This window comes from Devosia sp. GW821-FHT12F11 (assembly GCF_058806655.1).
The window spans coordinates 120,434-145,594 of record NZ_JBXAPX010000003.1 but is presented as its reverse complement, the minus strand read 5'-3'; the positions used below and the strand labels follow the sequence as shown (position 1 = coordinate 145,594).

The window sequence follows — 25,161 nt, the reverse complement described above, 5'->3', positions numbered from 1 at the left end:
TCCATCCATTCGCACCACGTATCTCAATGGTTACATCGCCAAGCCGCACGTTAGTTTGTGTTGTGCGTGACGCGGGCGCGGGACAATCATCGACCCAACCAAAACCTTCGGGGTGGACTTCAATGATCAAGAACAAGCTGGCGCTCGCGGTGGCAATCGTGGGTGCGCTGGGGATGACCGGCGCGCAGGGCGCCGAGACGGCAACGGCGATCTTCGCCGGCGGTTGCTTCTGGTCGATCGAGAGCGACTTCGACCATGCGCCTGGCGTTATCTCCACCACCTCGGGCTACATCGGCGGGCACGTCGACAACCCGAGCTACGAGCAGGTGGTCACCGAAACCACCGGGCATCGCGAGGCGGTCAAGATCGTCTACGACCCCGCGGTCACCAGTTACGACAAGCTGGTCGACACCTTCTTCCACCTGATCGATCCGATCGAGACCCGCGGTCAGTTCTGCGATTTCGGCGAGAGCTACACGACGGCGATCTATGCCGGCACCGACGCCGAGCTGAAGGTCGCCGAAGCCGGCAAGGAGGCGACCGCTGCCGCGCTCGGCAAGCCCGTGGCCACCATCGTCGCCATGGCCCCGGCCTTCTGGCCGGCCGAGGACTATCACCAGGACTTCTGGAAGGGCAGTGAGATGCTGCAGAACGGTCTCACCCGCGCCCAGCACTATGCCCGCTATCGCGCCGGTTGCGGCAAGAACGGCCAGGTCGAAGCCATCTGGGGCAAGGACGCGTTCCGGGGGCTCGACGGGCACGCCTGAAGGATAGCGAGTAGCAAATAGTGGGCGGCGAATAGGGGACTTCTACTCGCTGTTCGCCATTCGCTATTCGCTTCTACGTCAGATCCGGCGTCCGCTCGCCGGCGTTCTGGGTATGCGGATCGGCGGCGAGCTCGACCTGTGCATGCTGGTCGTCGGCAGTGAGCATCTTGTTGATGGCGAGCTTGGCCTTTTCGGTCAGGTCGCGCAGCGTGGGCAGGTATTCCGGCGTCGGCACCCAGGCGCGCAGCTGCAGCATGATCTTGTCGCCGACGAAGCTTTCGACATGCACCGTCGGCGGCGGATCGACCTGCACCCGCTTGTCCGATGTGGCGATCTTCAGCATGGTCCGGCGCGCGGCGGCGACGTTGATCGTATCCGGGACCGTGATGTTCACGTCGATTCGCCGGCGCGGCTCGCGGCTGTGATTGGTGATCGCCGACGACCAGAGCTTCTGATTCGGCGTGAAGATGTAGAGTCCGCTGGTCGAACGGAGGCGCGTGCCGAACAGGCCGATTTCCACCACCACGCCGGCGACGCCGTCGCCGACGATGTATTCGCCGATGGCGATGGGCCGCAGCCACACCAGCATGATTCCCGCCGCGATATTGGCGAGGGTGCCTTGCAGCGCCAGTGCGATGGCGAGGCCGGCGGCGCCGATCACCGCGTAGATCGAGGCGCTGGAGACGCCGAGAAAACTCAGCGCCGTCACCACCGAGAAGATGATGATGCCGTAGCGCGTCACCTGCGCCAGCAGCGGGGCGAAATTCTTGTCGACGCCGTAGGCCCGGGGCAAGAAGTTCCGCACCATGCGCGACAGCATGCGCGCCAGGTACCAGCCCGCGATCAGCACGATGAGCGCGCTCAGCAGCGCCACCGAATTGTCGGCAAGCCAGCGGAGCGGCAGAGAGATGGCTTGGGTCGCATCGGTCGGCAGTTCGTTCATCGGCTCTTCGTGGGCTGTTTCGCTGCGGGCCCTAGCTTACCAATCTGGTAAAAGCAGGAAAGTCCACAGCCACGCGAATAGGTGCTGGACAAGGTGGGGGACCCCTGATAGTCAGCCGCTCGGACAGGGTGCGTAGCTCAGATGGTAGAGCAGCTGACTCTTAATCAGCGGGTCCACGGTTCGAGTCCGTGCGCACCCACCAAGTCCCCTTAAAGCTCTGATATTGCGGCCGGAACAGGCATCGGCCGGCCCTGTTCGGGGCCAAAGGCGGGTGCAGCCGTGTCCGTCCGAGGCTGAAGCGGCGGCTCAAGTCGCCGAGTCGATTTCAAGCGCTCCGCCCCTCCGTTGTGGAACCGGCGATTGCGGGCACACAAAGAGTCGCAGGGCGTGAATTGATCTAACGGCGCTCTTCACAAGGCTCGCCACGCCGCTTACATAGCCCCATCCACATCTTGCTCGCGGAGATACCCCGGAATGCCCTTCGGCCTTGATGCTTCGGCTTTTGCGGCATTCTTTCAGGTTATCATGATCGATCTGGTGCTCGCTGGCGACAACGCAGTCGTCATCGGGCTCGCGGCAGCGGGGCTGCCGGCCGATCTCCGTCGCAAAGCCATCCTCATCGGCATCATCGCAGCGACGATCCTGCGCATCTGTTTCGCGCTGATCACCACCCAGTTGCTGGCGCTCGGCGGCGGCCTGCTGATCGCCGGCGGCCTGCTGCTGCTCTGGGTGTGCTGGAAGATGTACCGCGAGCTGTCGGTGTCGCACGAGGACGAGCACGAGGCGACCGAAGCGCTCGCCGACGCCGACCTCAATGCCGACGGCACGGTTGCCGGCAAGAGCAAGAAGAAGACGCTGAAGGCGGCCGTCTGGCAGATCGTCATCGCCGACGTGTCGATGTCGCTCGACAACGTGCTGGCGGTGGCCGGCGCGGCGCAGCACCACGAGGTGGCGCTGATCTTCGGCCTCGGCCTCTCCGTGCTGCTGATGGGTGTTGCCGCGACGCTGGTGGCTGGTCTCCTTCACCGGTACCGCTGGATCGCCTGGGTCGGCCTCGTGATCATCCTCTACGTGGCGGTGAAGATGCTGTACGAGGGGGCCGACCAGTTGCTCGGCCACACGTTGCCGATGATCCCGCTGATCAAGGGCGCGCCGGCGGTTCCCGCGGTCCACTAACCCTCGCGTAACCACGGCCCGAGTTTCCTCGCATCGCGAGCCGGGCCGTAGGGATTTCCTCACGCGAGAGACGATAGCGTCCGGCAGGTTCCCTGCCGGGTTTCGTCCATGTCCCTTGCCGCCCTCTCGCTCAGTCCCGTCGCGCAGTTCGCTGCGCCATCGCGGCCGGTCACCTCAAGTTTCGCCATGCGGCTGGTCGAGCCGGAAGCCTGGGACGATGCGATCGCCGATTTCGAGGGGGTCTGCCAGGAGCAACTGGCCACCTTCGCACGCGCCCGCTGGCCGGGCGTCGCGCTCGAGCCGCAGCTGTTCACGCTGGCCGATGAGGTGGTCGGTGGTTGCCTGGTGATGGTGCAGCCGCTGCCGTTCGGGCTCGGATCGATCGCGGTGGCCAAATGGGCGCCGATGCTGCGCCATACCGAGACGGCCGACGCCAACGCCATCTATGCCCGCATGGTCGCAGCGCTGTCCGAAGAATACGCGGTCGGCCGCCGGATGATGCTCTCGGTGCTGCCGCGCGCGGCGCTGGGCGCCGCCAACGCCGAATACGAACAACTGCTGCACCGCGGCTTTCGTCAGGGCGCCAAGTTGCTGTTCCCGGATCGCTACATCGTCAACCTGCGGCTGAGCGACGCCGAACAGCGCAAGAGCTTTCACCAGAAATGGCGCTATCACCTGAACAAGGCCGACAAGGCGGGCCTGAGCTTCGAGCACGCCGGAGCCGAACGGCGGGCCGAGTTCGACGCGCTCTACGAGCAGATGGTCGATCGCAAGAAATTCCCCGACCATTCGGCCTACGGCACCGTGCCGGCGCTGATGGCAATGGCGAACACCACGCTGAGGCCCGAGCTGTTCTTCGTGCGCCATGGCGATGCGCTCGTCGCCGGGGCAATCATCTTCAAAGCCGGCGACCGCGCGGTCTACCTCTATGGCGCCACCAGCGCCGCGGCGCTCGAGCTGCGCGCCGGCTACTTCCTCCATTGGCACATCATCCGCTGGCTGCGCGACAATACCGCCGCCCGCTGGTACGACCTCGGCGGCACCGACGGCTTTCAGGGGCTGCACCAGTTCAAGAAGGGCATGGTCGGCGAGCGCGGCGTCATCACGCCGGTGCCGCCCGTCGCCAACTATGCCGCGCACTGGTGGCCGCGCCTCGTCGGCGAAGGCGCCTTCGCAGGCCGCGAGCTTGCACACGCGCTCGGCCGCTATGTCGACCGGCTGCGGCCTGATCGCGCCAAGCCCGACCAGCAGCGGAGCGCCGAATGAGCCTCCGGCAGCGCCTCGTTTCGCAATCGAGCGTGATCTTCGGGGCCCGGCTGTTCGGCGCCGGCGTGATCTTCCTTGCCCAGGCGGCCATCGCCCGGTTCTGGGGCGCCGACATCCTCGGCGAATACCTGCTGATCATTGCCACTGTGAACATCGTCGCCGTGGTCATGCCGCTCGGCTTCGAGACCATCGGCACCTACTTCGCCGCCGAATATCGCTCGAAGGGTGAAGGCCGACTGCTCCGTGGCTTCATGCTGCGCGCCTACGGCCACATCGCGGTGACTTCGCTGATTCTGCTGGTCCTGGGTTATCCGCTGGCCGGATTGTTCGGCGAGCCGGGCAGGGTGCTCGTTGCGCACTGGCTGCCAGCTTGCCTGATGACGCTCGCCACCGCCGTCGTCTATTGCAACAGCGCGCTGCTCGTGGGGCTGAAGCGCCCTTTCGCCGGCTTCTTCGCCGATACGATCTTTCGGCCGCTGCTCATCGTCTTCTGCTTTGCGCTCGCCGCGATGGCGGGCAATGCCGAAGCGAAGATCGCCGAGCTGATCTGGCTCCTCGCCATCGGCTTCGCCGGGATCGCTGCTGCCCAGTTCGCCTGGGTACTGCGCGCCATCAGGCAAGTCCCCGACGCCAGCCCGGTGGTCGCAACCGAGCCGAGGCGCTGGTGGCGCTTCGCCCTGCCATGGGTCGTGATTGCGCTCGCCACCGATTTCTTCTTCGACATCGACCTGTTGATCCTGTCGCATTTCCTCGATCGCGAAAGCCTCGCGGTGTTCGGCGTCTGCACCCGGGTGTTCTCGCTGGTGGCTTTCGGAGTCTCGGCGGTCTATGCGGTGACGCTGCCCGAGATGTTCGAACGCAACGCCGCGGCCGACCGGGCGGGTTTCCTCAAGCAGATCGGCGAGGCCAACCTCGTCGCCTGCGCCATTTCGGTGGCGCTGTTCGCCATCGTGGTGTTGACCGGCCCGCTGCTGCTGATGCTGTTCGGGCCGGAGTTCCAGGCCGGCGTGGTGCCGCTCGCCGTGCTCTGCCTGGCACTCTGCGTGCGCTCGCTGTTCGGCCCGGCGGCTTTGGTGCTGTCGATCCACGACCGCCCGTACGCGACGCTGCCCGCTATCGGGCTCGGCATGGGCGTGCTGGTCGGAGCCAATATCCTGCTTGTGCCGACGCATGGATTGATGGGCGCCGCAGTGGCGGCGCTGGCGGCTCAGACCTTCTGGTCGGCGGCAATGTGGCTGACGGCGAAGCGGATGGCCGGGATCGACGTGTCGATCGGGCCGCGGCTCCGGGACCTGTTGGCAGCGCGGCGGGTGAAGGACGTCTAGGCGCTTGAGGGCGTTCGGTCTCGCCGTCACCGCCCCAGCAGCATATCCACCCGTGCCTTGAACCTGGCGATGCGACCCATGCTCATGCCCGAGTCATAATCCTCGGTGACCTTGGTGTAGAATTTCTCCATCACCACGTAGTCCTGCCCGAAGATCTGCTGGCGCAGCAGCGCCGCCTGCTCGTAGCCGTAGCGGCGGAGCAGGGCGAGGGCGACTTCGTTCTCCGGCCGTACCCAGGTGAAGGCCTTGTGGAATTTGCCGTTGTCCCAGTGCTCGTCGAACACCCGCATGCCGTAGATGCCGAGCCGGCTTTGCCGGTGCGACGGAAAGATCCAGCTCCAGTAGCGGAAAATCGAACCCGTCTCCGGCCCGGAAACGAGACCGCCGCCGGGCACGCCGTCCTGCGTCAGGATGATGACGTGGAAGGGATCGACGCGCTGTAATGCGCGCAGGAACCCCTTGGTCAGGCGAGCTTTCTCATGCTCCTTGAAGCGTTCCGAATAGTGCGGCGACTCGTCGATCACCGCCATGAGCTCGGCATGGATCATGTCGAGTTCGTCCGGTCGCGCGGCGTGATAGCCGAGTTCGGGCATCGAAGCCTCCAAATGGTATTGCCGGCATTGTCGCGTGAAACCGCCGAGAAAGCGTTTACGCCAAGGGTTTCCGAACTGTTTCGGCGCCTTCCACTAGGCCGAAAGGCGGCAAGTGGTCTGCTTGCCCGACCCTCAGGGCTTGGTTAGAACGGTTCGCAAAATCGGAGGACTATCGATGAGCGAGAGTTTGGTGTTCGCCCCCAGCGCGGCGGCGGTTGCCCGGACACGGACCACGGCGGCGCAGTACGAAGAGATGTACGCCCGCTCGCTGAGCGATCCTGAAGGCTTCTGGAGAGAGCAGTCCCAGCGTATCGACTGGATCAAGGCGCCGACCAGGATCAAGAACACCAGCTACACTTACCCCGACATCTCGATCAAATGGTTCGAGGACGGAGTGCTGAACATCTCCGCCAACTGCGTCGATCGCCATCTCGCGACCCGTGCCGATGAGACTGCCATCATCTGGGAAGGCGATATCCCGGGCACTGACGACAAGGTCACCTACCGCCAGTTGCACGAGCGGCTCGGCCGCTTCGCCAATGTGCTGAAGGCCAACGGCGTCAAGAAAGGCGATCGCGTCACCATCTACATGCCGATGATCATCGACACCGCGGTGGCGATGCTGGCCTGCGCCCGCATCGGTGCGGTGCACTCGGTGATCTTCGGCGGCTTCTCGCCCGACTCCATCGCCGGCCGTATCAACGACTGCGATTCGAAGATCGTGCTGACGGCCGACGAAGGCCGCCGTGGCGGCAAGACCATTCCATTGAAGAAGAACGTCGACGAGGCGCTGCTCAAGACCCCAGGTGTTGAGCGCGTCATCGTGGTCAAGAATACCGGCAACGCGGTGGAGATGAAGGCCGGCCGCGACCTCTGGTACGCCGACGAGGCCGCCAAGGTCTCGGCCGATTGCCCGCCCGAGCCGATGAACGCCGAGGATCCGCTGTTCATCCTCTATACCTCGGGCTCCACCGGTAAGCCCAAGGGCGTGCTGCACACCACCGGCGGCTACATCGTCTGGGCCTCGCTCACCCACGAGCGCGTCTTCGACTACCGCCCCGGCGAGGTTTATTGGTGCACCGCGGACGTCGGCTGGGTTACCGGCCACAGCTACATCGTCTATGGGCCGCTCGCCAACGGCGCGACCACGCTGATGTTCGAGGGTATTCCGAGCTATCCCGATGCTGGCCGCTGTTGGCAGGTGGTAGAAAAGCACCAGGTCAACATCTTCTACACTGCGCCTACCGCCATCCGCGCGCTGATGGGCGCCGGCGGTGACATTCCCGACGGATACGCGATGCCGTCGCTGCGGCTGCTGGGCTCGGTAGGCGAACCGATCAATCCGGAGGCCTGGCTCTGGTACCACAAGCATGTGGGCAAGGAGCGCTGCGAGATCGTCGACACCTGGTGGCAGACGGAAACCGGCGGCATCCTGATTTCGGCGCTGCCCGGCGCCATTGCCGCCAAGCCCGGCTCGGCCACCAAGCCGTTCTTCGGCATCAAGCCGATCGTGCTATCGCCCGAGGGCAAGCTCCAGGAGCAGACCAAGGCCGAAGGCGTGCTCTGCATCGCCGACAGCTGGCCAGGCCAGATGCGCACCGTCTATGGCGACCACGCGCGGTTCGTCTCGACCTATTTCGAGACCTACAAGGGCTACTACTTCACCGGCGACGGCTGTCGCCGCGACGAGGACGGCTACTACTGGATCACCGGCCGCGTCGACGACGTGCTCAACGTCTCGGGCCACCGCATCGGCACCGCCGAAGTCGAGAGCGCGCTGGTGGCACACCCCAAGGTCGCCGAGGCGGCCGTGGTCGGCTACCCGCACGACATCAAGGGGCAGGGCATCTACTGCTATGTCACGCTGATGGCCGGCGAGAAGGGCGACGACGCGCTGAAGACCGAGCTCAGGAACTGGGTGCGCAAGGAAATCGGCGCCATCGCTTCGCCCGACCTGATGCAGTTTGCCCCCGGCCTGCCCAAGACCCGCTCCGGCAAGATCATGCGCCGCATCCTGCGCAAGATCGCCGAGAACGACTACGGCGCGCTCGGCGACACGACCACCCTCGCCGATCCGGGCGTGGTGACGGACCTGATCGAGAACCGGCAGAACCGCTGAGGCTCAACCCACCGGCGTCATCCCGGCGAACGCCGGGACCCACCGCTCGGTGGAAGAACCAACGCAGACCTCTCCGGTCCTTCGATGAAGGGTCGGAGAGTATCCCCGTGTTGATCGGCTCGTGCACTGGGCGTTCGCCGGGATGAGGGCCGGTGGATGTGCTCCATCGGGGTTTCGCCGCATTCTCTTGCCAGAAGCCAGTTCCCGATTTCTCGAGACCTCATTCATGCGCCTCGCCACGATGCTTCTCGCGACGCTTCTTCCCCTTGCCGCCTCGCCCGCCTTAGCCCAGTCGCTCGAGCAGATGGCGGGGCAGATGATCGTCGTCGGTTTTGTCGGCAACGGCGTCGACGACAAGGGTGTGGTGGCGCTCAGGGCTGAGATTGCGGCCGGTGACATTGGCGGGGTCATGTACCTCAAGACCAATGTCGCGAGCCGCAAGGCGGTGGAAGCGATGAACACGGCTTTCCGCGATGCGGCCCCATCAGGGCTGCCGCCATTTATCACCCTCGACCAGGAAGGCGGGCTTGTCGAACGGCTCGATGGCGCCGCCGGCTTCAAGGAAATCCCCGATGCGGCTTCGGTCGCGGCGAAGAACACGCCGGCCGAGGCCCGCGCCATTTATGACGGGCTGGCGCAGGGCGTCGCCGCCTGGGGCTTCAACGTCAATTTCGCGCCGGTGGTCGACCTCGCGGTCAACCCGAACAACCAGGTGATCGCCAAGTACGGCCGCGCCTTCGGCAAGGATGGCAAGGTGGTGGCTGAGTACGCCGCCGAGGTGATCGCCGCCCACCACGCGGCCGGGCTGCTGACCTCGCTGAAGCATTTCCCCGGCCACGGCTCATCCACGGCCGACAGCCACGAGGGCTTTGTCGACATCACCAAGACCTGGAAGGACAGCGAACTCGAACCCTATCGCGAGCTGATCTCAGCTGGCTACGAGGACATGGTGATGATCGGTCACCTGATCGACACCAATGTCGACCCGTCCGGCATGCCGTCGAGCCTCTCCAAGCCATGGATCGAGGACAAGCTGCGCGGCGAACTCGGCTTCAAGGGCGTGGTGATCACCGACGATCTCGAGATGGGCGCCATCCGCGACCATTTCAGCCTCAAAGAGACCGTGGTCAACGCGGTGCGGGCCGGCGTCGATGTGCTGCTGTTCTCCAATACCGCCTACCAGCGCGCCACGCTGGGCGACGAGGTCCGCGCCATCCTCCTCGCCGAGGCCGAGGCAGACCCGGCGTTCAAGGCGCGGATCGAAGAAAGCTACAAGCGCATCGTGGCGCTGAAAGCGCGCATCGGAGCCGAGAATGTCCAAGCTCAGTAAAGCCGAGGTCATTGCAGCTCTTGGGCTCGGCGGTCATTTTGAGGGCGGCTACTTCCGCGAGACCTTCCGCCCGACGCATCGCGAGAAGCTGGAAACGGCGCGCGGCCCCCGCGGCACCATGACCAGCATCTACTACATGCTGACCGACGATTCCCCGGTGGATCACTTCCACACCAAACACTCGGACGGCATCCAGTTCCACCATTTCGGCGCGCCGCTGACCTATCACATGATCCACCCCGATGGCCGCTATGAAGCTGTGGTGCTCGGGCCGGACCTGGCGGCGGGGCAGGTGCCGAGCCTTGCGGTCGCCGGCGGCGTCTGGAAAGCGGCCGAACTGCCGGCCGGCGAATATGGGTTGGTCAGCGAGGTCGTGGCGCCGGGCTGGGAAATGGAGGACATGATCCTCGTCACCCGGGCCGAGCTCCTGGCCCGTTTCCCTCAGCATGCTGAGGTGATCACCCGGCTGACCCCGGCGCCGTAAGGCTGGCCACCGGGCCCTGTTTCACATAAGAGGGCCGGAGTTTTCCCCACCTCGCGGCCAGGCGCGTGCCGAAAGCGCTCCCGTCCCATAGGTCTAATGGGCTAAACTCCGGATCCCGAAGGCGAGAGGTTTTGGCATGAGCGAAGAGGGCAGGGAGGTGCGGCGGGTTCGCGCGCTGTTCATCTCCGATGTGCATCTCGGCATGCGCCCCACCCGCATTACCCAGCTGATCGACTTCCTGCGCTGGCACGAAGCCGAGACGATCTACCTGGTCGGCGACATCGTCGATGGCTGGCGGCTGGCCAAGGCCTGGTACTGGCCGCCCGAGTATCACCAGTTGGTCGAGATCTTCCTCGACAAGGCGCTTGCCGGCACGCGCATCGTGGTGCTGCCGGGCAATCATGACGAATTCCTGCGCGAGTATCTCGGCACCTATTTCGGCGAGGTCGAGTTCGTCGATCGCACCGTGCACACCACGGCGCAGGGCAAGACCTACGTGGTCATTCACGGCGACCAGTTCGACGTCGTCGTCGCCCACGCCAAGTGGCTGGCGCATGTCGGCGACTGGGCCTATCGCGCGGCGCTCCGGCTCAATATCGCCGTCAACTGGGTGCGCCGCCGCATGGGCCTGACCTACTGGTCGCTCTCCGCATGGGCCAAGCACAAGGTGAAGAACGCCGTCAGCGTCATCGGCCGCTTCGAGGAAGCGCTGACGCTCGAGGCCCGCGAAAGCGGCGCCGACGGCGTCATCTGCGGCCACATCCACTACGCCGACATGCACGAGCGGCTGGGCATCCATTACGTCAACACCGGCGACTGGGTGGAAAGCTGCACCGCAGTGGCCGAGACGCACGAGGGTGTGCTGGAGCTGGTCCGCTGGACCGAAGCCCCGCTGCCGCGCAAGCCGCGCCGGCTGCGGCTCAGGCGTGCGCCGGCGGTTCCAGGGCAGTAAGCTCACATCGCGGCGGGGGCCCCGCGCTTCGTCATCTCCTGTGTGACACCCGCCCACCCGCCGTCATCCCACCGTCACAGCCCGTTCGCAGCCCTGTCACCCGACTCCCGTAAACCCCACGCATCGCTTGCCGATGGGTGGGGCCGATGCGCAAGGTTCTGATCGTCACTGACGCCTGGTTGCCGCAGACCAATGGCGTCGTCCGCTGCCTCGAGGCAGTCGGCCGGGAGCTGATGGGGCGCGGCCATGAGGTGAGTTATCTCACCCCGGAGGGCTTCTGGACCTTCCCGATGCCGACCTACCCGGAGATCCGGCTGTCGCTGGTGACCCCGATGACCATCGGGCAGGTGATCGCCCGCGAAGCGCCGGACCACATCCACATCGCCACCGAAGGCCCGTTGGGCCTGCTCGCCCGCTTCGTCTGCCTCGAGCAGGGCCTGGCCTTCACCACCAGCTACCACACGCGCTTCCCCGAATATGTCGCGGCCCGCATGCCGATCCCCACGGAGTGGACCTACGGGTTCCTGCGCTGGTTCCACGGCCCGGCCGCCGCGACGCTGGTGCCGACCGTCTCGATGCAGGAGGAGCTCGCCGCGCGTCAGTTCGGCCACGTCCGGCTGTGGACCCGCGGCGTCGACCACTCGCGCTTTTCGCCCGGACCCAAGAGCGAGTTCCTCGATCTGCCTGGCCCGCATCTGCTCTATGTCGGCCGCGTCGCAGTGGAAAAGAACGTCGAGGCGTTCCTCAAGCTCGATGTCCCCGGCACCAAGATCATTGTCGGCGACGGCCCGGCCCGCGCCGAGCTCGCAGCGCGCTACCCCGAAGCTGTCTTCCTCGGCCTGAGGACCGGCGATGAGCTGTCCCGGCTCTACCGTTCGGCCGATGTGTTCGTCTTCCCCAGCCGCACCGACACCTTCGGCAACGTCATGATCGAGGCCCTGGCGTCCGGCGTGCCGGTCGCCGCATATCCCGTCACCGGCCCGCGTGACATCCTGACCGACCCGGCCTGCGGAGCGCTCGATGAGGACCTCGGCTTTGCGGTGATCCGCGCCCTGACCCTCAGCCGTGAAGCAGCGCGGGCCCACGCCCTCGGCTTCACCTGGTCCCGTTGCGCCGACCTCTTCCTCGAGGCGCTGGTGCCGGTCCGCGAGGCGGCGGCGAAGGCGGCATGACTCCGTCACGTAACGCCCGATAACGCCGAGCCCGTTGATCTTTCCGTGGCCGCTCTGCACTGTCGGCCGGTGCGGCGGATTCTCCCGCCCGGAGCACACCCTGGATGTCGTCGACCACTGCCGCGCCGCGCGTCTCGCCAGAGCTGCGCGCCGCCGTCTACCATTTTGCCGTGTTCGGCAGCACCGGCGTCGCGTCGGTCTATTTCGGCATCTGGCTGATCAATCGCGGTATCAGCGCCGAGGAGATCGGCATCATCAACGCCGCGCCGCTGCTGGCGATGCTGCTGGTGAACCAACTGGTGGGGCGCATCGCCGACCGCATGCCGGACTGGCGCGGCGTCATCATCGTGCTGTCACTGATATCAGGGCTGGTGCCGATCGCACTGTTCTTCGTCTCCGGCTTCTGGGGCATCCTGGGCGTCTGGATCTTCTCGGTGATGCCAGCCTTCGCGCTGGTGCCGGTCATTGATGCCGCGACGCTCCGCATGACGCAGCGGCGCGGCACCGATTTCAGCGCCGTGCGGGCCTGGGGCACCGTCGGCTTCATGCTGTCGACGCTGTGCAGTGGCCCGCTGATCGCCTGGCTGGGTGACGGCGCGTTCGTCCCGGTGTTCGTCGCAACGGCGCTGCTCCGCGCTGTGCTGGCGTTCCAGCTGCCGCAGTTCCGTTCCGGCGAGGACCGTACCGCATCGAGGAAAGGCGCCAGCCGGCTGCGCGAGGTGCTGAAGCCGTGGTTCCTGATGGGCCTGCTCGGGCTCGCCATCCTCTATTCGACCCACGGCGTCATCGGCGCCTTCGCGGCGGTGCTGTGGACGGAGCAGGGCATCCCGCAGGGGCTGATCGGGCCACTTACCGCCACCATGGCGGCAGCCGAGGCAGCGATGATGTTCGTCTGGAGCCGGCTGAAGCTCAAGGTTTCGGCGCGCCACGTCATCATCTTCGCCTGCCTCGTCGCCGCTTTCCGCTGGACTGCGATGGCGTTCTCGCCGCCGATCTGGGCGCTGTTCGCGCTGCAGCTGTTGCACTCCATCACCTTCGCCATGGGGTATCTGGGCGGCATCTACTTTATCGCCAACTGGACCAGCGACGACATCGCCGCCGAGGCGCAGGGCTTCTCCTATGTGCTGCAGCAGGCGATGTCCGTGGTGGTGATCCTTGCCATGGGCTGGTTCGTAGCCGCCTTTGGTCCAATGGCGTGGTTGTTCGTCGGGGCCTATTCGGTTCTCGGAGCGCTTTGCGTGGTGCTCTCGCTGAGACTCCAGCCCCCATCCGCGCACCCGATCACGTCGGACCAGCTGACCGTAGCCGATCCGGCCCCCTGAGGTTTGAAATGCCTGCCAAATCGGCCAAAGAGCCGTTCCTCACGCCCGAGCTGCGCGCCACGGCGTTCTACTTTTCCATCTACATGGCGGGGGCGGCGTTCAACGTCTATGGCGGCATCTGGTTCGCCGACAAGGGGCTGAGCTCCGAGCAGATCGGCATCATCAACGCCGTGCCCGTGCTGGTGACGCTGCTCCTCAACATCCTCGTCGGCCGCGTCGCCGACAAGGCCTCGGACTGGCGGCAGGTGATCGTCCTGGGCTGCGGGCTCGGCGCGCTGATCCCCATCGGGCTGTTCTACGTGCACGATTTCTGGGGCATCCTGATCATCTGGACGCTGGCGCTCTTGCCCATCAACGTCATCGGCCCGGTCGTCGATGCCGCCACCATGCGGATGACGCGGCGGCGCGGCACGCAATATGGCCCGATCCGCGCCTGGGGCACGGTCGGCTACATGGTGACGCTGTTCGCAGTCGGCTCGATCATCAGCCAGTTCGGCGGCGGCATCTTCCTGCCGATGTTCGTGGGTCTCTCGATTCTTCGCGGCCTCGTCGCCTTCGGGCTGCCGCGGTTCCGGGGCGGCGAGGGCGAGTTGAAACCGCCGGTGACGGGCGCCACCCATCTCGGCGCGGTGATGAAGCCGTTCTTCCTGTTGCCGCTGGTCGGCTTCTCGATGGTGTACGCCACCCACATCGTGCTCAACGCCTTCCAGGCCTTGCTGTGGATGGAGCAGGGGCTGTCGGCCGACCTGATCGCGCCGCTGCTGGCGCTGGCGGCGTTTGCCGAGGCGGCGATCATGTTCCTGTTCGGCCGGATCGCCCGCCGCTTCTCGGCCCGCAGCCTGATCCTGCTCTCGGCTGCCACGGCGGTGTTCCGCTGGATCTGCATGGGCTTCCAGCCCGGTCTCGAGTTCCTGATCCCGCTGCAGCTGCTGCACGCCTTCACCTTTGCCCTGGGCTTCATGGGCTGCGTCAACTTCATCGCCAACTGGACCAGCGACGAGATCGCCGCCGAGGCGCAGGGCTTTTTCCAGATGCTGCAGCAGGCGATGAGCGTCATCGCGCTGATCGCCTTCGGCTGGCTCACCGGGCTGATGGGTGCCCAGGCCTATTTCGTCGCCGCCGCCTTCGCCTTTGTCGGCGCGGTGCTGATCTGGCTGTCGATCGCCATGCAGGGTCCCAAGCGCCCGGCAGAGGCCCGGCTGGGCTAGCAAAGCCGGCGCGCCGCGCTCTATCTCTGCTGGGTAACTCCAGGAGAGACCGATGAACGATGCGCCCAAATCCTACCAGCCGATCAACTTCGCCCAGAAGTACGAGCTGTTCGCCGAGCAGTGGCAGCCCAAGGTGGTGGCCGAGCTGAACGACTACCAGTTCAAGCTGGTGCGCATCGAGGGTGACTTCGTCTGGCACGACCACCCCGATACCGATGAGGCTTTCATCGTGCTTGAAGGCGAGCTGCGCATCGATTTTCGCGACGGGGCGGTGACGGTGAGGCCCGGCGAGATGTTCGTGGTCAAGCAGGGCGTCGAGCACAAGCCCTATGCGGCTGGGGAAGTGAAGATGATGCTGATCGAGCCGCGCGGCGTCGAGAACACCGGCTCGGCGCCGGGGGAGCGTACCGCTCAGAACGACGTCTGGATCTGACCGCCAAGAAAAAGGCCCGCGGTGTTCCGCGGGCCTCAAGTCGAGGTCAATGTCGTGCGCGTCAGCCAAGGCGGCCGCTGGCATGGGCCAGCATGGTGTAGACGCGGCCGCGATCGCTGAGCAGGTACTCGCGGGTCTCGCCGGCCGGGTTCGATCCGGTGGCGGCGCGCTTCAGCAGCTGCTCGAACTCGGCCATGTAGGTGGCCGACGTCTTGGCGAAGTCGCTGTCGCGCTGGATGCGCTTGCGCACTTCGTCATAAGTCGCCTGGCCGCCCAGGGTGTAAATGCGGCGCGAGAACACGTTCTGCTCACCGGCCTGGTAGCGCTGCCACGCGTCGGCCAGCGCCGAGGGCTCCATCGCCTTGGCGATTTCCTCGGTGAGGGTCGAGAGGTTCTGTGGTGCGGCAGCGGGAGCCGGAGCAGCGGGAGCCGGAGCAGCTGCGGCAGCCGACGGACCCGAAGCGTTGCGCAGCACGTCACGCAGCCAACCGCCACCTTCTTCGGTCTTGGGAGCGGCCGCGGCAGGCTTGGCCTCGGCAACCGGCTGCGGGCGCGGCGCGGTGACCACCGGAGCCGAAACCTCGGGCATGGCCGTGTAGCGTGACGCGGTACGCACCGGCTCGGCCTTCGGCGGCTCGGCGGCGCGCACCGGCTCCGGACGGACCGGTTCCGGACGCGGCTCGGGCCGCGACGGGGCTTCGTCGCGCGCCGGACGGCTCGGCGACGGACGACGCTCGTTGAGGTCGTGAGTTGCCGGCTGGGCGCGGACGATAGCGTTGAGTTCGGCCAGGGCCTCGATCTGCTCGGCCACGACGCGACGCATCGCGGCAGCGCTCGACTTGGTCTCTTCCGGCAGCTCCATCACGCCGCGCGCCAGTTCGGAGCGGGTGTTCTCGAGTTCCGAGCCGACTTCCTTGGCGGTGGCGCGCATGGCGGTCGCCGTCTCGTTGAAGCGCTGGGTCGCGGCCTCGAGGGCTTGCTGCATCTCGAGGATCATCGTCGCCTGCGTCTGACGCAGGGCATCGGCCGCACGCTGACTTTCGTTCGCTGCGGTATCGGTGAACGAGCCCAGCTGGGTCGCGACGCGGCGCGAGGTGCCGTCCAGCGCTTCCTCGAGCAGGTTGGTGCTCTTGCCGAGTACCGACTGCATCTCGGAAGTGGCGCTGGCGAGGGCGCTTTGCACCTTGTCGGTGGTGCCGGTGAGGGCCTGCTCCAACTGACCGGTGGTCTCGCCCAGGGCGGTCTGCACGCGCTCGGCGGTGCTGCTCATCACCGATTCAAGCTGGCTGGTGGTCTCACCCAGGGCGTTGTGCACCTTCTCGGCGGTGCTGTTCATGACCGACTCGAGCTGGCTGGTGGTGGTGCCCAGCGCGTTCTGCACCTTTTCGGCCGTGCTGGTGAGCACGGATTCGAGCTGGCCGGTGGTCTCGCCCAGGGCGGCCTGCACGGTCTCGGCGGTGCTGGTCAGCACGCTGTGCAACTGGCCGGTGGTGTCGGCGAGGGCGGCGTTGATGGTGCCCGAGGTCGCTTCCAGCGTCTCGGCGACGCCGGACGTGGTCGAGGCCAGCAGTTGCTCCATCGACTCGCGGGCGGCGACCAGGCGCTGCTCGGTCTCTTCGACGGTGTCGGAGATCGAGTGGGCGAAGCCGCGCATGCGGGTGTCGATCTCGTCGGCGCGGGCCGTGAAGGCCTGCGCCAGCTCGTCCATCGCCGAGCGGCGCTCGTCGAGGTTGGCAAGGGTCAGTGTGCCCGAAGCCGAGAGGTTCTGCGCCGCGCTGTCGAGGCTCTTGGCCTCGGCGTCGAGGTTGCCGAGCATCGAGCCGAACTCGTTGACCATCGAGGCGATCGAGGCCTGCAGGGCGCCGACATGCTCGGTGACGAGACGGCCGGCTTCTTCGGTCGAGCCGATCGCCTCGCGAACTGTGGTCGAGTAGGTGGCGGTCTGCTGGGCCACCGAGTTCTCGAGGTTGGCGAGGTTCGCCGTCGAGGCGTCGAGCACCTTCTGCAGGAGCATGTTGGAGTCGTTGAGCTTGCCCAGCGCCGTCGTCACATCGGTGAGGATGCGCGAGGTCGACTGGTTCATCAGGTCTTCGGCCTGCGAGGCGTTGGTGATCAGGGCCTGTGCCAGGACATTGCCGTGGTTCTGCAAGCTCATCTCGAGCTGCGCCGAGCTGTCCGAGACCAGCGCCGAGAAGGCGTCGGTCTGCTCGGACACCACGCGGTTGATCTCGGCGACCTTGCCACCGATGGCGTCGGCAGCTGCCACAGCCTTGATCGAGATCAACTCGTCGATATTGCTCGAGGCCTGCTGGATCTGGGCGAGGGCACGGCCCACCGCCACGTCCATGCGGTCGGCGGTCGAGGTGACGTCGTCGGCAATGCCCTGCGTCGCCGAAACGATGCGGCGGGAGATGGTCTCCTCGATACGGTCGGCTCCGGCTTCGAGGTCGGTCATCGACTGCACCAGCGCGGTGTTGATCGCGGTGTTGAGCGAAGCCAGGCGCTCGGCCGTGATGTCGGCGCGGGCAGTGATCGCCTCGGGCAGGGTGCCCAGGCGCTGGTCGACCATGTCGGTGATAGCCTTACGGGCCGAGTTGACGCCGGTCTCGATGATGTCGGCGGCCTTGCGGGCGCTTTCGCCCACCGTGCCGGCTGCACCGTCGATGCGGGCGTTAACGCCGGCCTCGGCGTCGGCCATGCGGAGGATGGCGCTGTCGACGCCACGGCCGAGCCCTTCGCTGACTTCGGCGACCTTGGTCTCGATCAGGGTCGAGACGGCGCCGGCGCGTTCCGACATCACCTCGGTGACGTTGCGCAGGCTCGCATCGATCCGGTCGCGGGCCGTGGTGCCCTGCGCGTCGATGGTGCGGGCCAGCTCGCTGGTGCGCTCGCCGATCGCCGCGGCGATGCCGACGGTGTGGCTGCCGAGCGTTTCGGCCAGCTGCTGGGTGCGGGTATTGAGCGCGTCGGCGAGTTCGGCCGAGCGGGTCGACACCGTCGATGCCAGCGCCTGAGTGCGCTGGTCGAGGCTTTCGCCGATCTGCTGTGCATGCTGCTGCAGCGTCCGGTCGATGGCCTGGCTGCGGCGGTCGAGACTGTCGCCGATCTGGGTGGCGTGCTGCAGCAAAGTCGTGTCGAGGGCGGCAGTCCGCTGGTCGAGGCTCTCGCCGATCTGCTGCGCGTGCTGCAGCATGGCGGCGTCGAGCGTCGCGGTGCGCTGGTCGAGGCTGTCGCCGATCTGCTGTGCATGCTGCTGCAGCGCCAGGTCGATGGCCTGGGTGCGGGTGGCGACCGACTGGTCGAGCGCCTGGGTGCGGCTGGCCACGGCCTGGTCGAGCTCCTTGGCGCGGCCGGTCAGCACGTTGTCGAACTGCTCGACGCGCGAACCCAGCGCCAGGTCGATCGCCTGGGCGTGGGTGATGATGTTGGTGTCCATGGCGCGGGCATGGCCGGCAATGGTCACGTCGAACGCCTTGACGTGCTCGTCGAGTGCGGCGCTCAGCTCGCCGTGGCGGCTGCTCAGCGTTTCGCCCAGGAGCTGCGTGCGGCTGTCCAGCGCGTCGGCGATGATCTGCGTATGGCCTTCGAGCGAGTTCGAGATTTCCTGCGAACGGTTGGCGATCGCTTCGGTGATCTGCTTTGTGCGCTGGCCGAGCGTCTCGGTCATTTCGCGGGTGCGTTGCGAGACGATCTCGTTGAAATGCTCGGACTTCTCGTCGAGCGCCATCTCGAGAACGTTGGCGCGCGCTGCAAAGCTCGCATTGTTCTTGTCGAGTGCGGCGATCAGCTTGTCGCCCTTGTCGCCGATGACGCCATCGAGGCTGGCGAGGCGGTTGTCGATGACCACCGCAATCTCGTCGAGGCGGGCGTCGAACTGCGCGAGGTTCTGCGAACCGGCGCCGGTCAGCGTGACGCGGGCGCGCTCGGTGGTGTCGTCGAGGGCGCCGGAAAGCTCGATCATCGCCGACTGCAGGCGCGATTCCATCGAGTTGACCTGGATCTGCACCTGCTCGTCGAGCTGATGGCTGAGGCCCGAAAGCAGCTGTTCGGCTTCACGGGCGCGGCCGGTGATATCGGACGCGATGCGGGTGCCGATCATATCGAGGGCGCTCGACACTTCATGGCCGCGGTCACGCAACTGGTCGAGCAGGGTAATGCCGCCCTGGCTCAGGAGCTTGGCCAGCGACGAGGTGCGGTTGTCGATGGCGTCCGAGAGGGTCACGGCACGGCTGTCGAGTGCTTCGGTCAGCGACTGCATGCGGCCGTCGATCACCGCGCTCAGTTCCTGCGTGCGGTTCTCGAAGGCGCCCGAGATAGTGCCGGCGCGGTCCTCGAGCGTGATGTTGAGGCGCGAGGCGCTATCGTCGAGGGCGACCAGCAGGTGGCTGGTGCGCTGGTCGATCAACGACACGAAGCTCTCGGTGCGCTCGCCGAACGCGCCGTTCAGTGAGTTGCCGGCGGTTTCGAGCGCCTTGGTCAGGTTGCCACCGCTTTCGACGATGGTGCCGGCGATGCGCTGCGAGATCATGTCGAGGTCAAAGACGAGGCCGGTATGGCTCTCGGTGATCGCTTCGCGCACGCGCTCGGTATTGGTGATCACCGCTTCGCGCTGGCTGGCCAGTTCCTGGATCAGTGCACGCATGCGGGATTCATTGTCGGAATACGTACGCTCGAGCGCGGTGACCTCGTTGTGGATCATCACTTCGAGCTCGCCGGCGCGCGACAGGGCGCGCTCGAGGCCATCGCCCAGCGCGTTCACTTCGCGGCGTACGGCCTGGCCGACCGAGGCGACCTTTTCGGACGCCGTGGTCTCCGGCTCGGCGAGACGGATCGCTGCCTGCGTTACGGCCGCTGCCGCGTTACGCAGATCCTGGGCGCGACGGATCAGGGTCGCAATGGCGAAGATGCCGATCACCGGCACGATGGCGAGCGCCAAGAGGCCGATGAAGTCGTTCGAACCCCAGAACGAGGCGGTGCCCATGTCGGCGCCGTTGCGGATCATCGCCACCAGCGCGATCGCCACCACCCAGCCGAGCGCCACCAGCCCAGCCACCATGGTCGGCGCGCCGGACGATTTCGACTGCAGGCCGTAGAGGATCTTGGAAGAGGGGAAGCGGTCGTCGTTGGCGACCGAACCGGTCTGCGCCGCGAACTTGTCGGCGGTGCGCTGACGCTCGGAACGCGGCGAGTTATCACGCGGCGGGAGCTTCGGCGCGGCCTTTTCGGCCGGCGGCTCTTCCGCTGCTGCGGGCTGGTCAAGGTTGGCGAAAACCGAGTCCTTGAGCGCGTCCTCGACTGCCGAGAATGCCAGAGTTGCTGGATCGTTCTGGGGTGTTGCGGTCTTTTTGGCCATAACTCTTTACAACTCTCGCATCGGCACTTGGCGGTCGATCAGAGCCTGCATTGGACCACCCCGGGGGTTCCGGTTAGTCGTCCAAATTGGGTAAAATGCGATTCAAATGCCCCGCAGTCTGCCCTATGCCCCACGCCGCCGCACGCTAGGTGGACCTCAAACATACATACAATTTGAGGCAAACCGAGCCCATTCTTAATGGAAGGTTAATTTCGGGTCGGAATGCGGCCGGTTAAGGGCATAGATAAGATTGTACCCATTCGTTTTGGCTGCCCTTCACCCGGTCCGGCTAGCTTCCTGCCATAGCCCAGGTCCGGGCGGTAGGAAGGGTTGCGGGGATGGTTAGGAATATTGCAGTCGAAGCCGGGGCAGGGTCGGCCTCCCGGGACCTTTCCCATGCTCCCATCGACATGGATCACCTCGACCAGCAGTCGCTCGGCGATCCTGGGCTGCGCGATGAAGTGCTCCGACTCTATGCCCAGATGTCGGGGGTCTATCTCACCCGCATCGAGGAGAGCACCTCGATCCCGCTGCTGCTCGAACATCTGCATACGCTGAAGAGCGCTGCCGCCGGCATCGGCGCCTGGGGCGTTCGCGATCTCGCCAGGCGCGCCGAAGATGCGTTGCGGGCCGGCGGTTCGGTCAACCCCGAGCACATCCAGGACATCGCCGCGGCCGTCGCCGACTGCCAGGCCTTCATCACCGAGCTGCTCAACGCCGACGAGGCGTGAGCTGGCGGCATGAGCGTGCGCCGTTTGGCGCGCTTGCGAGGCGAGGGCCGCACCGCTATATGCGGCTGATCCTGTCGAGCGAAGTTACATGCCCCACATCACCTATATCGAATCCGACGGCACGCGGCACGAGACCGAGGGCGAAGTCGGTTCGACCGTGATGGAAACCGCCATCATGAATGGCGTGCCCGGCATCGTCGCCGAATGCGGCGGCGCCTGCACCTGCGCCACCTGCCACGTCTATGTCGATGACGCCTGGACCGAGGCGGTCGGCGGCCCCTCGATGATGGAAGAGGATATGCTGGATTTTGCCTACGCGGTGAAGCCGACCAGCCGCCTCAGCTGCCAGATCAAGGTCAAGGACGCTCTCGATGGGCTGGTCGTCCACGTGCCGGAGCGGCAGGGCTGACCTCTCGCGCACGGCGGCAAACAACGCCATCGTTCCATCATAGCTGCCCAGTATGGATTCTTTTGCCGGGGCGGACTGCCACGCCTCAACGCAATTCTAATCCGCACCTGCTACGGGAAACATTAAAGCTATTGAATATCAATAGCTTGTTCCAAAGTCCCGAAGTCAGTATGTATCCGGCTCCGGAAAGGCCGTGAATGGGTGAACTCAACACATTCCCCGTCAGCTACAAAGTCCAGGGTCAGCGCATCGTCATAGTCGGCGGTGGAGAAGAAGCCCTCAACAAAGCCCGGTTGGTTACTAAGACGACTGCTTTGGTCGTCATTGTCTCCCAGAATATCGAAGCCGACTTCTCCGAACTGCCGGTCACCGTGCTGGCGCGTCCGTTCGAGGATGCCGATCTCGCTGATGCGGCATTGGTTTTCGTTGCCGACCACGGCCCGGATGGCGATGCAGCCAAGCGCGCGGCGCGCGCCCGGCGCGTTCCGCTCAACGTCGTCGACGTCCCCGAAGAGTGCGATTTCTATACCCCGTCGATCATCGACCGGGCGCCGGTGACCATTGCCGTCGCCACCGAAGGCGATGCGCCGGTGCTGGCCCGGCTGATCCGGGCTCGGATCGAAGCGGCGCTGTCGCCGAACCTGGGCTCCTTGGCCAAGTTGGCCGGCTCGATGCGCGACAAGGTTGCGGCACTGCTGCCCGGCGCGCGCGCCCGCCGTTATTACGAAGAGCTGGTCACCTCTCCCGAGGTCGAAGTGGCGCTGCTGCGCGGGCAGGGCCATGCGAAGGCCGAGAGCCTCCTCGCCCAGCATGGCGCCGAGGGCGACAGCCCGGGCGTCGTCTGGCTGATCGGTGCCGGTCCCGGCTCCGAGGATCTTCTCACGCTTCGCGCCCAGCGCCTGCTGCAGGAAGCCGACGTGATCGTTCATGATCACCTGGTTCCCGCGGCCGCGGTCGAGATGGGACGGCGCGATGCCGAACGCATCCTCGTGGGCAAGCAGAAGGGGCATCACTCCTTCACCCAGGCCGAGATCAATGCGCTGATCGTGCGGCTCGGCAAGGCTGGTAAGCGGGTGGCACGGCTCAAGGGCGGCGACCCGATGGTGTTCGGCCGCGCTGGCGAGGAGATCGACGCGCTGAAGGCGGCGGGCATCGCCTATCATATCGTGCCCGGCGTCACCTCGGCGCTTGCGGCCGCCGCCGATACGGCGACCCCAGTAACCCTGCGCAGGATTTCGACCGGCTTCGTTCTCGCCACGGCGCATGGCGCCGAGTCCGAGGAACTGAAGCACTGGGCGGCGCTGGCTTCGACCGGGCTGACGCTGGCGCTCTACATGGGCAAGTCGGTCGCCGGGCCGACAGCCAAGCGGCTGATCGCCGAAGGCGCTGCGGCGACCATCCCCGTCGGCGTCGTGGTCAGGGCAGGGCGCAAGGACCGGGTGCTCTATCGCGGCACGCTCGGCACGCTTGCCTCGGGCACCCTGGAGCTCGAGGACGGGCCGGCAATCATTTTCGTGGGCGAAGCGATCGCCCACGGCGACTGGAGCGATGCGATCGAACTCGCCAGCTCCGAATTCAAGGTGGCGTAGGGAAGAGCATGGAAATCCTCACCGGCAACGAGCTGATGAGCGGCGCGACGGTCTATCTGGACCGCGCGGGCAAGTGGGTCGAAGAGCTGCAGCAGGCGCGTGTCTTCCTTATGGAGGAGGCCGAAGCCAAGGATGCAGCGATCGCCGCTACCAAGAAAACCGGACGCATCAACTCCATTGAGGTCGAAACCGTTTCGTTGCGCGACGGGGTGATCCACCCCGACCGCATCCGCGAGCGGATCCGTGCCGAGGGCCCGACGGCCCCGCGCTTCGACCGACAGCATCTCGACGAGGACGGCCATGTATCGATATGACGAGTTCGACGCCGCGTTCGTGAAGGAACGCACGGCGCAGTTTTCCGACCAGGTGGCCCGCCGTCTCACCGGCGAGCTCAACGAGGACCAGTTCCGGCCGCTCAGGCTGATGAACGGGCTCTACCTGCAGCTCCACGCCTATATGCTTCGCATCGCCGTGCCCTACGGTACGATGAGCTCGAAGCAGTTGCGCATGCTGGCGCGGATCGCCCGCGACTACGACCGCGGCTATGGCCATTTCACCACGCGCCAGAACATCCAGTTCAACTGGCCGAAGCTGCGCGACATCCCGAAGATTCTCGCCGACCTCGCTTCGGTCGAGATGCACGCCATCCAGACCTCGGGCAACTGCATTCGCAACATCACCACGGACCAGTTTGCCGGCGCCACCGCCGACGAGATCATCGATCCGCGTCCGGTCGCCGAGATCCTGCGTCAGTGGTCGAGCCTCCATCCGGAGTTCTCGTACTTGCCGCGCAAGTTCAAGATCGCCATGACTGGCTCGACCACCGACCGCGCCGCCATCCGCTTCCACGATATCGGGCTGCAGGCGGCGACCAACGCGTTGGGCGAAATCGGCTGGGAAGTCTGGGTCGGCGGCGGCCTCGGCCGCACCCCGATGATCGGCAAGCAGATCAGCCCGTTCGTTCCGCACGAACACCTGCTCGCCTATCTCGAGAGCATCCTGCGCGTCTACAACCGCTATGGCCGCCGCGACAACAAGTACAAGGCGCGCATCAAGATCCTGGTGCATGAGACCGGCATCGACACCATCCGCGAGCAGGTCGAGGAAGAGTTCGCCCACGTGAAGGGCGGCGTCTTGACCCTGCCGCAGGAAGAGCTCGACCGGATCACCAGGTATTTTGCCCAGCCCGACTACGAGCTGGTCAATGAGACCACTGTCGACGTGGCCAGGGAAAAGATCCTCAACCCGCCATATGGCCGCTGGCTCGAGCGCAACCTCAACGCGCACCGGCAGCCGGGTTATGTGTCGGTCACCATCTCGCTAAAGCCGACCGGCGGCGCGCCGGGCGATGCCACCGACAAGCAGATGGAGGTCGTCGCCGACCTCGCCGAACGCTACTCTTTCGACGAGCTGCGCGTCAGCCACGAACAGAACCTGGTGCTGCCGCATGTCAGGATCACCGACCTGCCGGCGGTCTACGCCAAGCTGGTCGAGCACGGGCTGGCCGAAGGCAATGCCGGGCAGATCACCGACATCATCTGCTGCCCGGGCCTCGATTTCTGCGCGCTCGCCAATGCCCGTTCGATCCCGCTGGCGCAGGAGCTCAGCCGCAAGTTCGCCTCGCCCGAGCGGCAGGCCGAGATCGGCGACCTGAAGATCAAGATCTCGGGCTGCATCAACGCCTGCGGCCACCACCACGTCGGCCACATCGGCATTCTCGGGGTCGAGAAGAAGGGCACCGAGCTCTACCAGATCACCGTCGGCGGCGACGCCACCGAGAATGCGGCGATCGGCAACATCCTCGGCCACGGTTTTGTGGTCGAAGAGGTGCCCGCTGCCATCGAGCGGCTGGTCGATCTTTACATCTCGAAGCGCGAGAGCGCCGACGAGCCGTTCATCGCTGCCTACCGGCGGCTGGGCGACGCGCCGTTCAAGGAGGCGCTGTACGGCAATGCTTAAGTTGAGAGCCGTGTGGCCCGACGCCAAGGA

At 65.8% G+C, this 25,161-nt stretch carries 20 protein-coding genes and 1 tRNA gene; 18 read left to right on the top strand and 3 right to left on the bottom strand.

Annotated elements, in window-relative coordinates:
* The first annotated feature begins 122 nt into the window (after positions 1-122).
* A complete protein-coding gene (gene msrA / locus AC1ROK_RS10775) occupies positions 123-767 on the top strand; it encodes a peptide-methionine (S)-S-oxide reductase MsrA (RefSeq protein WP_492846661.1) in 645 nt (214 codons plus the stop codon).
* 73 nt (positions 768-840) lie between these two features.
* On the opposite strand, the gene AC1ROK_RS10770 is transcribed toward msrA, so the two are convergent.
* Entirely contained in the window at positions 841-1,710 is an 870-nt protein-coding gene (locus AC1ROK_RS10770; RefSeq protein ID WP_492846659.1) for a mechanosensitive ion channel family protein, read from the bottom strand.
* Positions 1,711-1,836: 126 nt separating this feature from the next.
* On the opposite strand from AC1ROK_RS10770, the gene AC1ROK_RS10765 reads away from it, so the two are divergent.
* The 4 genes from AC1ROK_RS10765 (at position 1,837) to AC1ROK_RS10750 (ending at position 5,477) form a co-directional block, all read left to right on the top strand.
* A tRNA-Lys gene (locus tag AC1ROK_RS10765) sits at positions 1,837-1,912 on the top strand.
* 272 nt (positions 1,913-2,184) lie between these two features.
* Positions 2,185-2,886: a TerC family protein gene (locus tag AC1ROK_RS10760; protein WP_492846657.1), complete on the top strand. Its 702-nt coding sequence runs from the start codon at positions 2,185-2,187 to the stop codon at positions 2,884-2,886.
* Between the two features lie 108 nt (positions 2,887-2,994).
* Positions 2,995-4,152, top strand: coding sequence for a lipid II:glycine glycyltransferase FemX (locus AC1ROK_RS10755; RefSeq protein WP_492846655.1), 1,158 nt, complete (start codon positions 2,995-2,997; stop codon positions 4,150-4,152).
* Complete coding sequence (locus AC1ROK_RS10750; protein WP_492846653.1) at positions 4,149-5,477, top strand: lipopolysaccharide biosynthesis protein; 1,329 nt, start codon at positions 4,149-4,151, stop codon at positions 5,475-5,477. Before AC1ROK_RS10755 ends, AC1ROK_RS10750 begins: the two co-directional genes overlap by 4 nt.
* Positions 5,478-5,503: 26 nt before the next feature.
* Here AC1ROK_RS10750 and AC1ROK_RS10745 read toward each other — a convergent pair whose 3' ends face one another.
* Entirely contained in the window at positions 5,504-6,070 is a 567-nt protein-coding gene (locus AC1ROK_RS10745) for a hypothetical protein (protein ID WP_069910506.1), read from the bottom strand.
* A 175-nt stretch (positions 6,071-6,245) separates the two neighbouring features.
* Here AC1ROK_RS10745 and acs point away from each other — a divergent pair, with 175 nt between their 5' ends.
* The 8 genes from acs to AC1ROK_RS10705 all read left to right on the top strand — a co-directional run bounded on the left by acs (position 6,246) and on the right by AC1ROK_RS10705 (position 15,090).
* Complete coding sequence (gene acs / locus AC1ROK_RS10740; protein ID WP_492846651.1) at positions 6,246-8,189, top strand: acetate--CoA ligase; 1,944 nt, start codon at positions 6,246-6,248, stop codon at positions 8,187-8,189.
* A 226-nt stretch (positions 8,190-8,415) separates the two neighbouring features.
* Complete coding sequence (locus AC1ROK_RS10735; RefSeq protein ID WP_492846649.1) at positions 8,416-9,519, top strand: glycoside hydrolase family 3 protein; 1,104 nt, start codon at positions 8,416-8,418, stop codon at positions 9,517-9,519.
* Positions 9,503-10,003: a cupin domain-containing protein gene (locus AC1ROK_RS10730; protein WP_492846647.1), complete on the top strand. Its 501-nt coding sequence runs from the start codon at positions 9,503-9,505 to the stop codon at positions 10,001-10,003. Before AC1ROK_RS10735 ends, AC1ROK_RS10730 begins: the two co-directional genes overlap by 17 nt.
* A gap of 136 nt (positions 10,004-10,139) precedes the next feature.
* Positions 10,140-10,955, top strand: coding sequence for a UDP-2,3-diacylglucosamine diphosphatase (locus tag AC1ROK_RS10725; RefSeq protein ID WP_492846645.1), 816 nt, complete (start codon positions 10,140-10,142; stop codon positions 10,953-10,955).
* Positions 10,956-11,101: 146 nt separating this feature from the next.
* The gene (locus tag AC1ROK_RS10720; protein ID WP_492846643.1) at positions 11,102-12,127 is read left to right on the top strand and encodes a glycosyltransferase family 4 protein; all 1,026 of its coding nucleotides are present in this window, start codon (positions 11,102-11,104) and stop codon (positions 12,125-12,127) included.
* A gap of 104 nt (positions 12,128-12,231) precedes the next feature.
* Entirely contained in the window at positions 12,232-13,449 is a 1,218-nt protein-coding gene (locus AC1ROK_RS10715; protein ID WP_492846641.1) for an MFS transporter, read from the top strand.
* An 8-nt stretch (positions 13,450-13,457) separates the two neighbouring features.
* Positions 13,458-14,657: an MFS transporter gene (locus AC1ROK_RS10710; protein WP_492846639.1), complete on the top strand. Its 1,200-nt coding sequence runs from the start codon at positions 13,458-13,460 to the stop codon at positions 14,655-14,657.
* A gap of 52 nt (positions 14,658-14,709) precedes the next feature.
* Positions 14,710-15,090, top strand: a complete 381-nt coding sequence (locus AC1ROK_RS10705; RefSeq protein ID WP_492846637.1) for a cupin domain-containing protein — start codon at positions 14,710-14,712, stop codon at positions 15,088-15,090.
* 61 nt (positions 15,091-15,151) lie between these two features.
* Here AC1ROK_RS10705 and AC1ROK_RS10700 read toward each other — a convergent pair whose 3' ends face one another.
* A complete protein-coding gene (locus AC1ROK_RS10700) occupies positions 15,152-20,443 on the bottom strand; it encodes an apolipoprotein A-IV repeat region-like domain-containing protein (protein WP_492846635.1) in 5,292 nt (1,763 codons plus the stop codon).
* Between the two features lie 410 nt (positions 20,444-20,853).
* Between AC1ROK_RS10700 and AC1ROK_RS10695 the strand changes: the two genes are divergently transcribed.
* The 5 genes from AC1ROK_RS10695 to AC1ROK_RS10675 all read left to right on the top strand — a co-directional run bounded on the left by AC1ROK_RS10695 (position 20,854) and on the right by AC1ROK_RS10675 (position 25,131).
* Entirely contained in the window at positions 20,854-21,174 is a 321-nt protein-coding gene (locus tag AC1ROK_RS10695; RefSeq protein ID WP_492846634.1) for an Hpt domain-containing protein, read from the top strand.
* A gap of 88 nt (positions 21,175-21,262) precedes the next feature.
* Positions 21,263-21,583 (top strand): 2Fe-2S iron-sulfur cluster-binding protein, encoded by a 321-nt coding sequence (locus AC1ROK_RS10690; RefSeq protein WP_492846632.1) that lies wholly within the window; start codon positions 21,263-21,265, stop codon positions 21,581-21,583.
* 197 nt (positions 21,584-21,780) lie between these two features.
* On the top strand, positions 21,781-23,172 hold the full coding sequence (gene cysG / locus AC1ROK_RS10685; RefSeq protein ID WP_492846630.1) for a siroheme synthase CysG: 1,392 nt from the start codon (positions 21,781-21,783) through the stop codon (positions 23,170-23,172).
* Between the two features lie 8 nt (positions 23,173-23,180).
* The gene (locus AC1ROK_RS10680) at positions 23,181-23,486 is read left to right on the top strand and encodes a DUF2849 domain-containing protein (RefSeq protein WP_492846628.1); all 306 of its coding nucleotides are present in this window, start codon (positions 23,181-23,183) and stop codon (positions 23,484-23,486) included.
* A complete protein-coding gene (locus AC1ROK_RS10675) occupies positions 23,473-25,131 on the top strand; it encodes a nitrite/sulfite reductase (RefSeq protein ID WP_492846626.1) in 1,659 nt (552 codons plus the stop codon). Before AC1ROK_RS10680 ends, AC1ROK_RS10675 begins: the two co-directional genes overlap by 14 nt.
* The last annotated feature ends 30 nt before the right edge of the window (positions 25,132-25,161 follow it).

Bases quoted from the DNA above. Each gene is read 5' to 3' on its own strand.
- msrA (WP_492846661.1), top strand. From the start codon at position 123: ATGATCAAGAACAAGCTGGCGCTCGCGGTGGCAATCGTGGGTGCGCTG.
- AC1ROK_RS10770 (WP_492846659.1), bottom strand. From the start codon at position 1,710: ATGAACGAACTGCCGACCGATGCGACCCAAGCCATCTCTCTGCCGCTC.
- AC1ROK_RS10760 (WP_492846657.1), top strand. From the start codon at position 2,185: ATGCCCTTCGGCCTTGATGCTTCGGCTTTTGCGGCATTCTTTCAGGTT.
- AC1ROK_RS10755 (WP_492846655.1), top strand. From the start codon at position 2,995: ATGTCCCTTGCCGCCCTCTCGCTCAGTCCCGTCGCGCAGTTCGCTGCG.
- AC1ROK_RS10750 (WP_492846653.1), top strand. From the start codon at position 4,149: ATGAGCCTCCGGCAGCGCCTCGTTTCGCAATCGAGCGTGATCTTCGGG.
- AC1ROK_RS10745 (WP_069910506.1), bottom strand. From the start codon at position 6,070: ATGCCCGAACTCGGCTATCACGCCGCGCGACCGGACGAACTCGACATG.
- acs (WP_492846651.1), top strand. From the start codon at position 6,246: ATGAGCGAGAGTTTGGTGTTCGCCCCCAGCGCGGCGGCGGTTGCCCGG.
- AC1ROK_RS10735 (WP_492846649.1), top strand. From the start codon at position 8,416: ATGCGCCTCGCCACGATGCTTCTCGCGACGCTTCTTCCCCTTGCCGCC.
- AC1ROK_RS10730 (WP_492846647.1), top strand. From the start codon at position 9,503: ATGTCCAAGCTCAGTAAAGCCGAGGTCATTGCAGCTCTTGGGCTCGGC.
- AC1ROK_RS10725 (WP_492846645.1), top strand. From the start codon at position 10,140: ATGAGCGAAGAGGGCAGGGAGGTGCGGCGGGTTCGCGCGCTGTTCATC.
- AC1ROK_RS10720 (WP_492846643.1), top strand. From the start codon at position 11,102: ATGCGCAAGGTTCTGATCGTCACTGACGCCTGGTTGCCGCAGACCAAT.
- AC1ROK_RS10715 (WP_492846641.1), top strand. From the start codon at position 12,232: ATGTCGTCGACCACTGCCGCGCCGCGCGTCTCGCCAGAGCTGCGCGCC.
- AC1ROK_RS10710 (WP_492846639.1), top strand. From the start codon at position 13,458: ATGCCTGCCAAATCGGCCAAAGAGCCGTTCCTCACGCCCGAGCTGCGC.
- AC1ROK_RS10705 (WP_492846637.1), top strand. From the start codon at position 14,710: ATGAACGATGCGCCCAAATCCTACCAGCCGATCAACTTCGCCCAGAAG.
- AC1ROK_RS10700 (WP_492846635.1), bottom strand. From the start codon at position 20,443: ATGGCCAAAAAGACCGCAACACCCCAGAACGATCCAGCAACTCTGGCA.
- AC1ROK_RS10695 (WP_492846634.1), top strand. From the start codon at position 20,854: ATGGATCACCTCGACCAGCAGTCGCTCGGCGATCCTGGGCTGCGCGAT.
- AC1ROK_RS10690 (WP_492846632.1), top strand. From the start codon at position 21,263: ATGCCCCACATCACCTATATCGAATCCGACGGCACGCGGCACGAGACC.
- cysG (WP_492846630.1), top strand. From the start codon at position 21,781: ATGGGTGAACTCAACACATTCCCCGTCAGCTACAAAGTCCAGGGTCAG.
- AC1ROK_RS10680 (WP_492846628.1), top strand. From the start codon at position 23,181: ATGGAAATCCTCACCGGCAACGAGCTGATGAGCGGCGCGACGGTCTAT.
- AC1ROK_RS10675 (WP_492846626.1), top strand. From the start codon at position 23,473: ATGTATCGATATGACGAGTTCGACGCCGCGTTCGTGAAGGAACGCACG.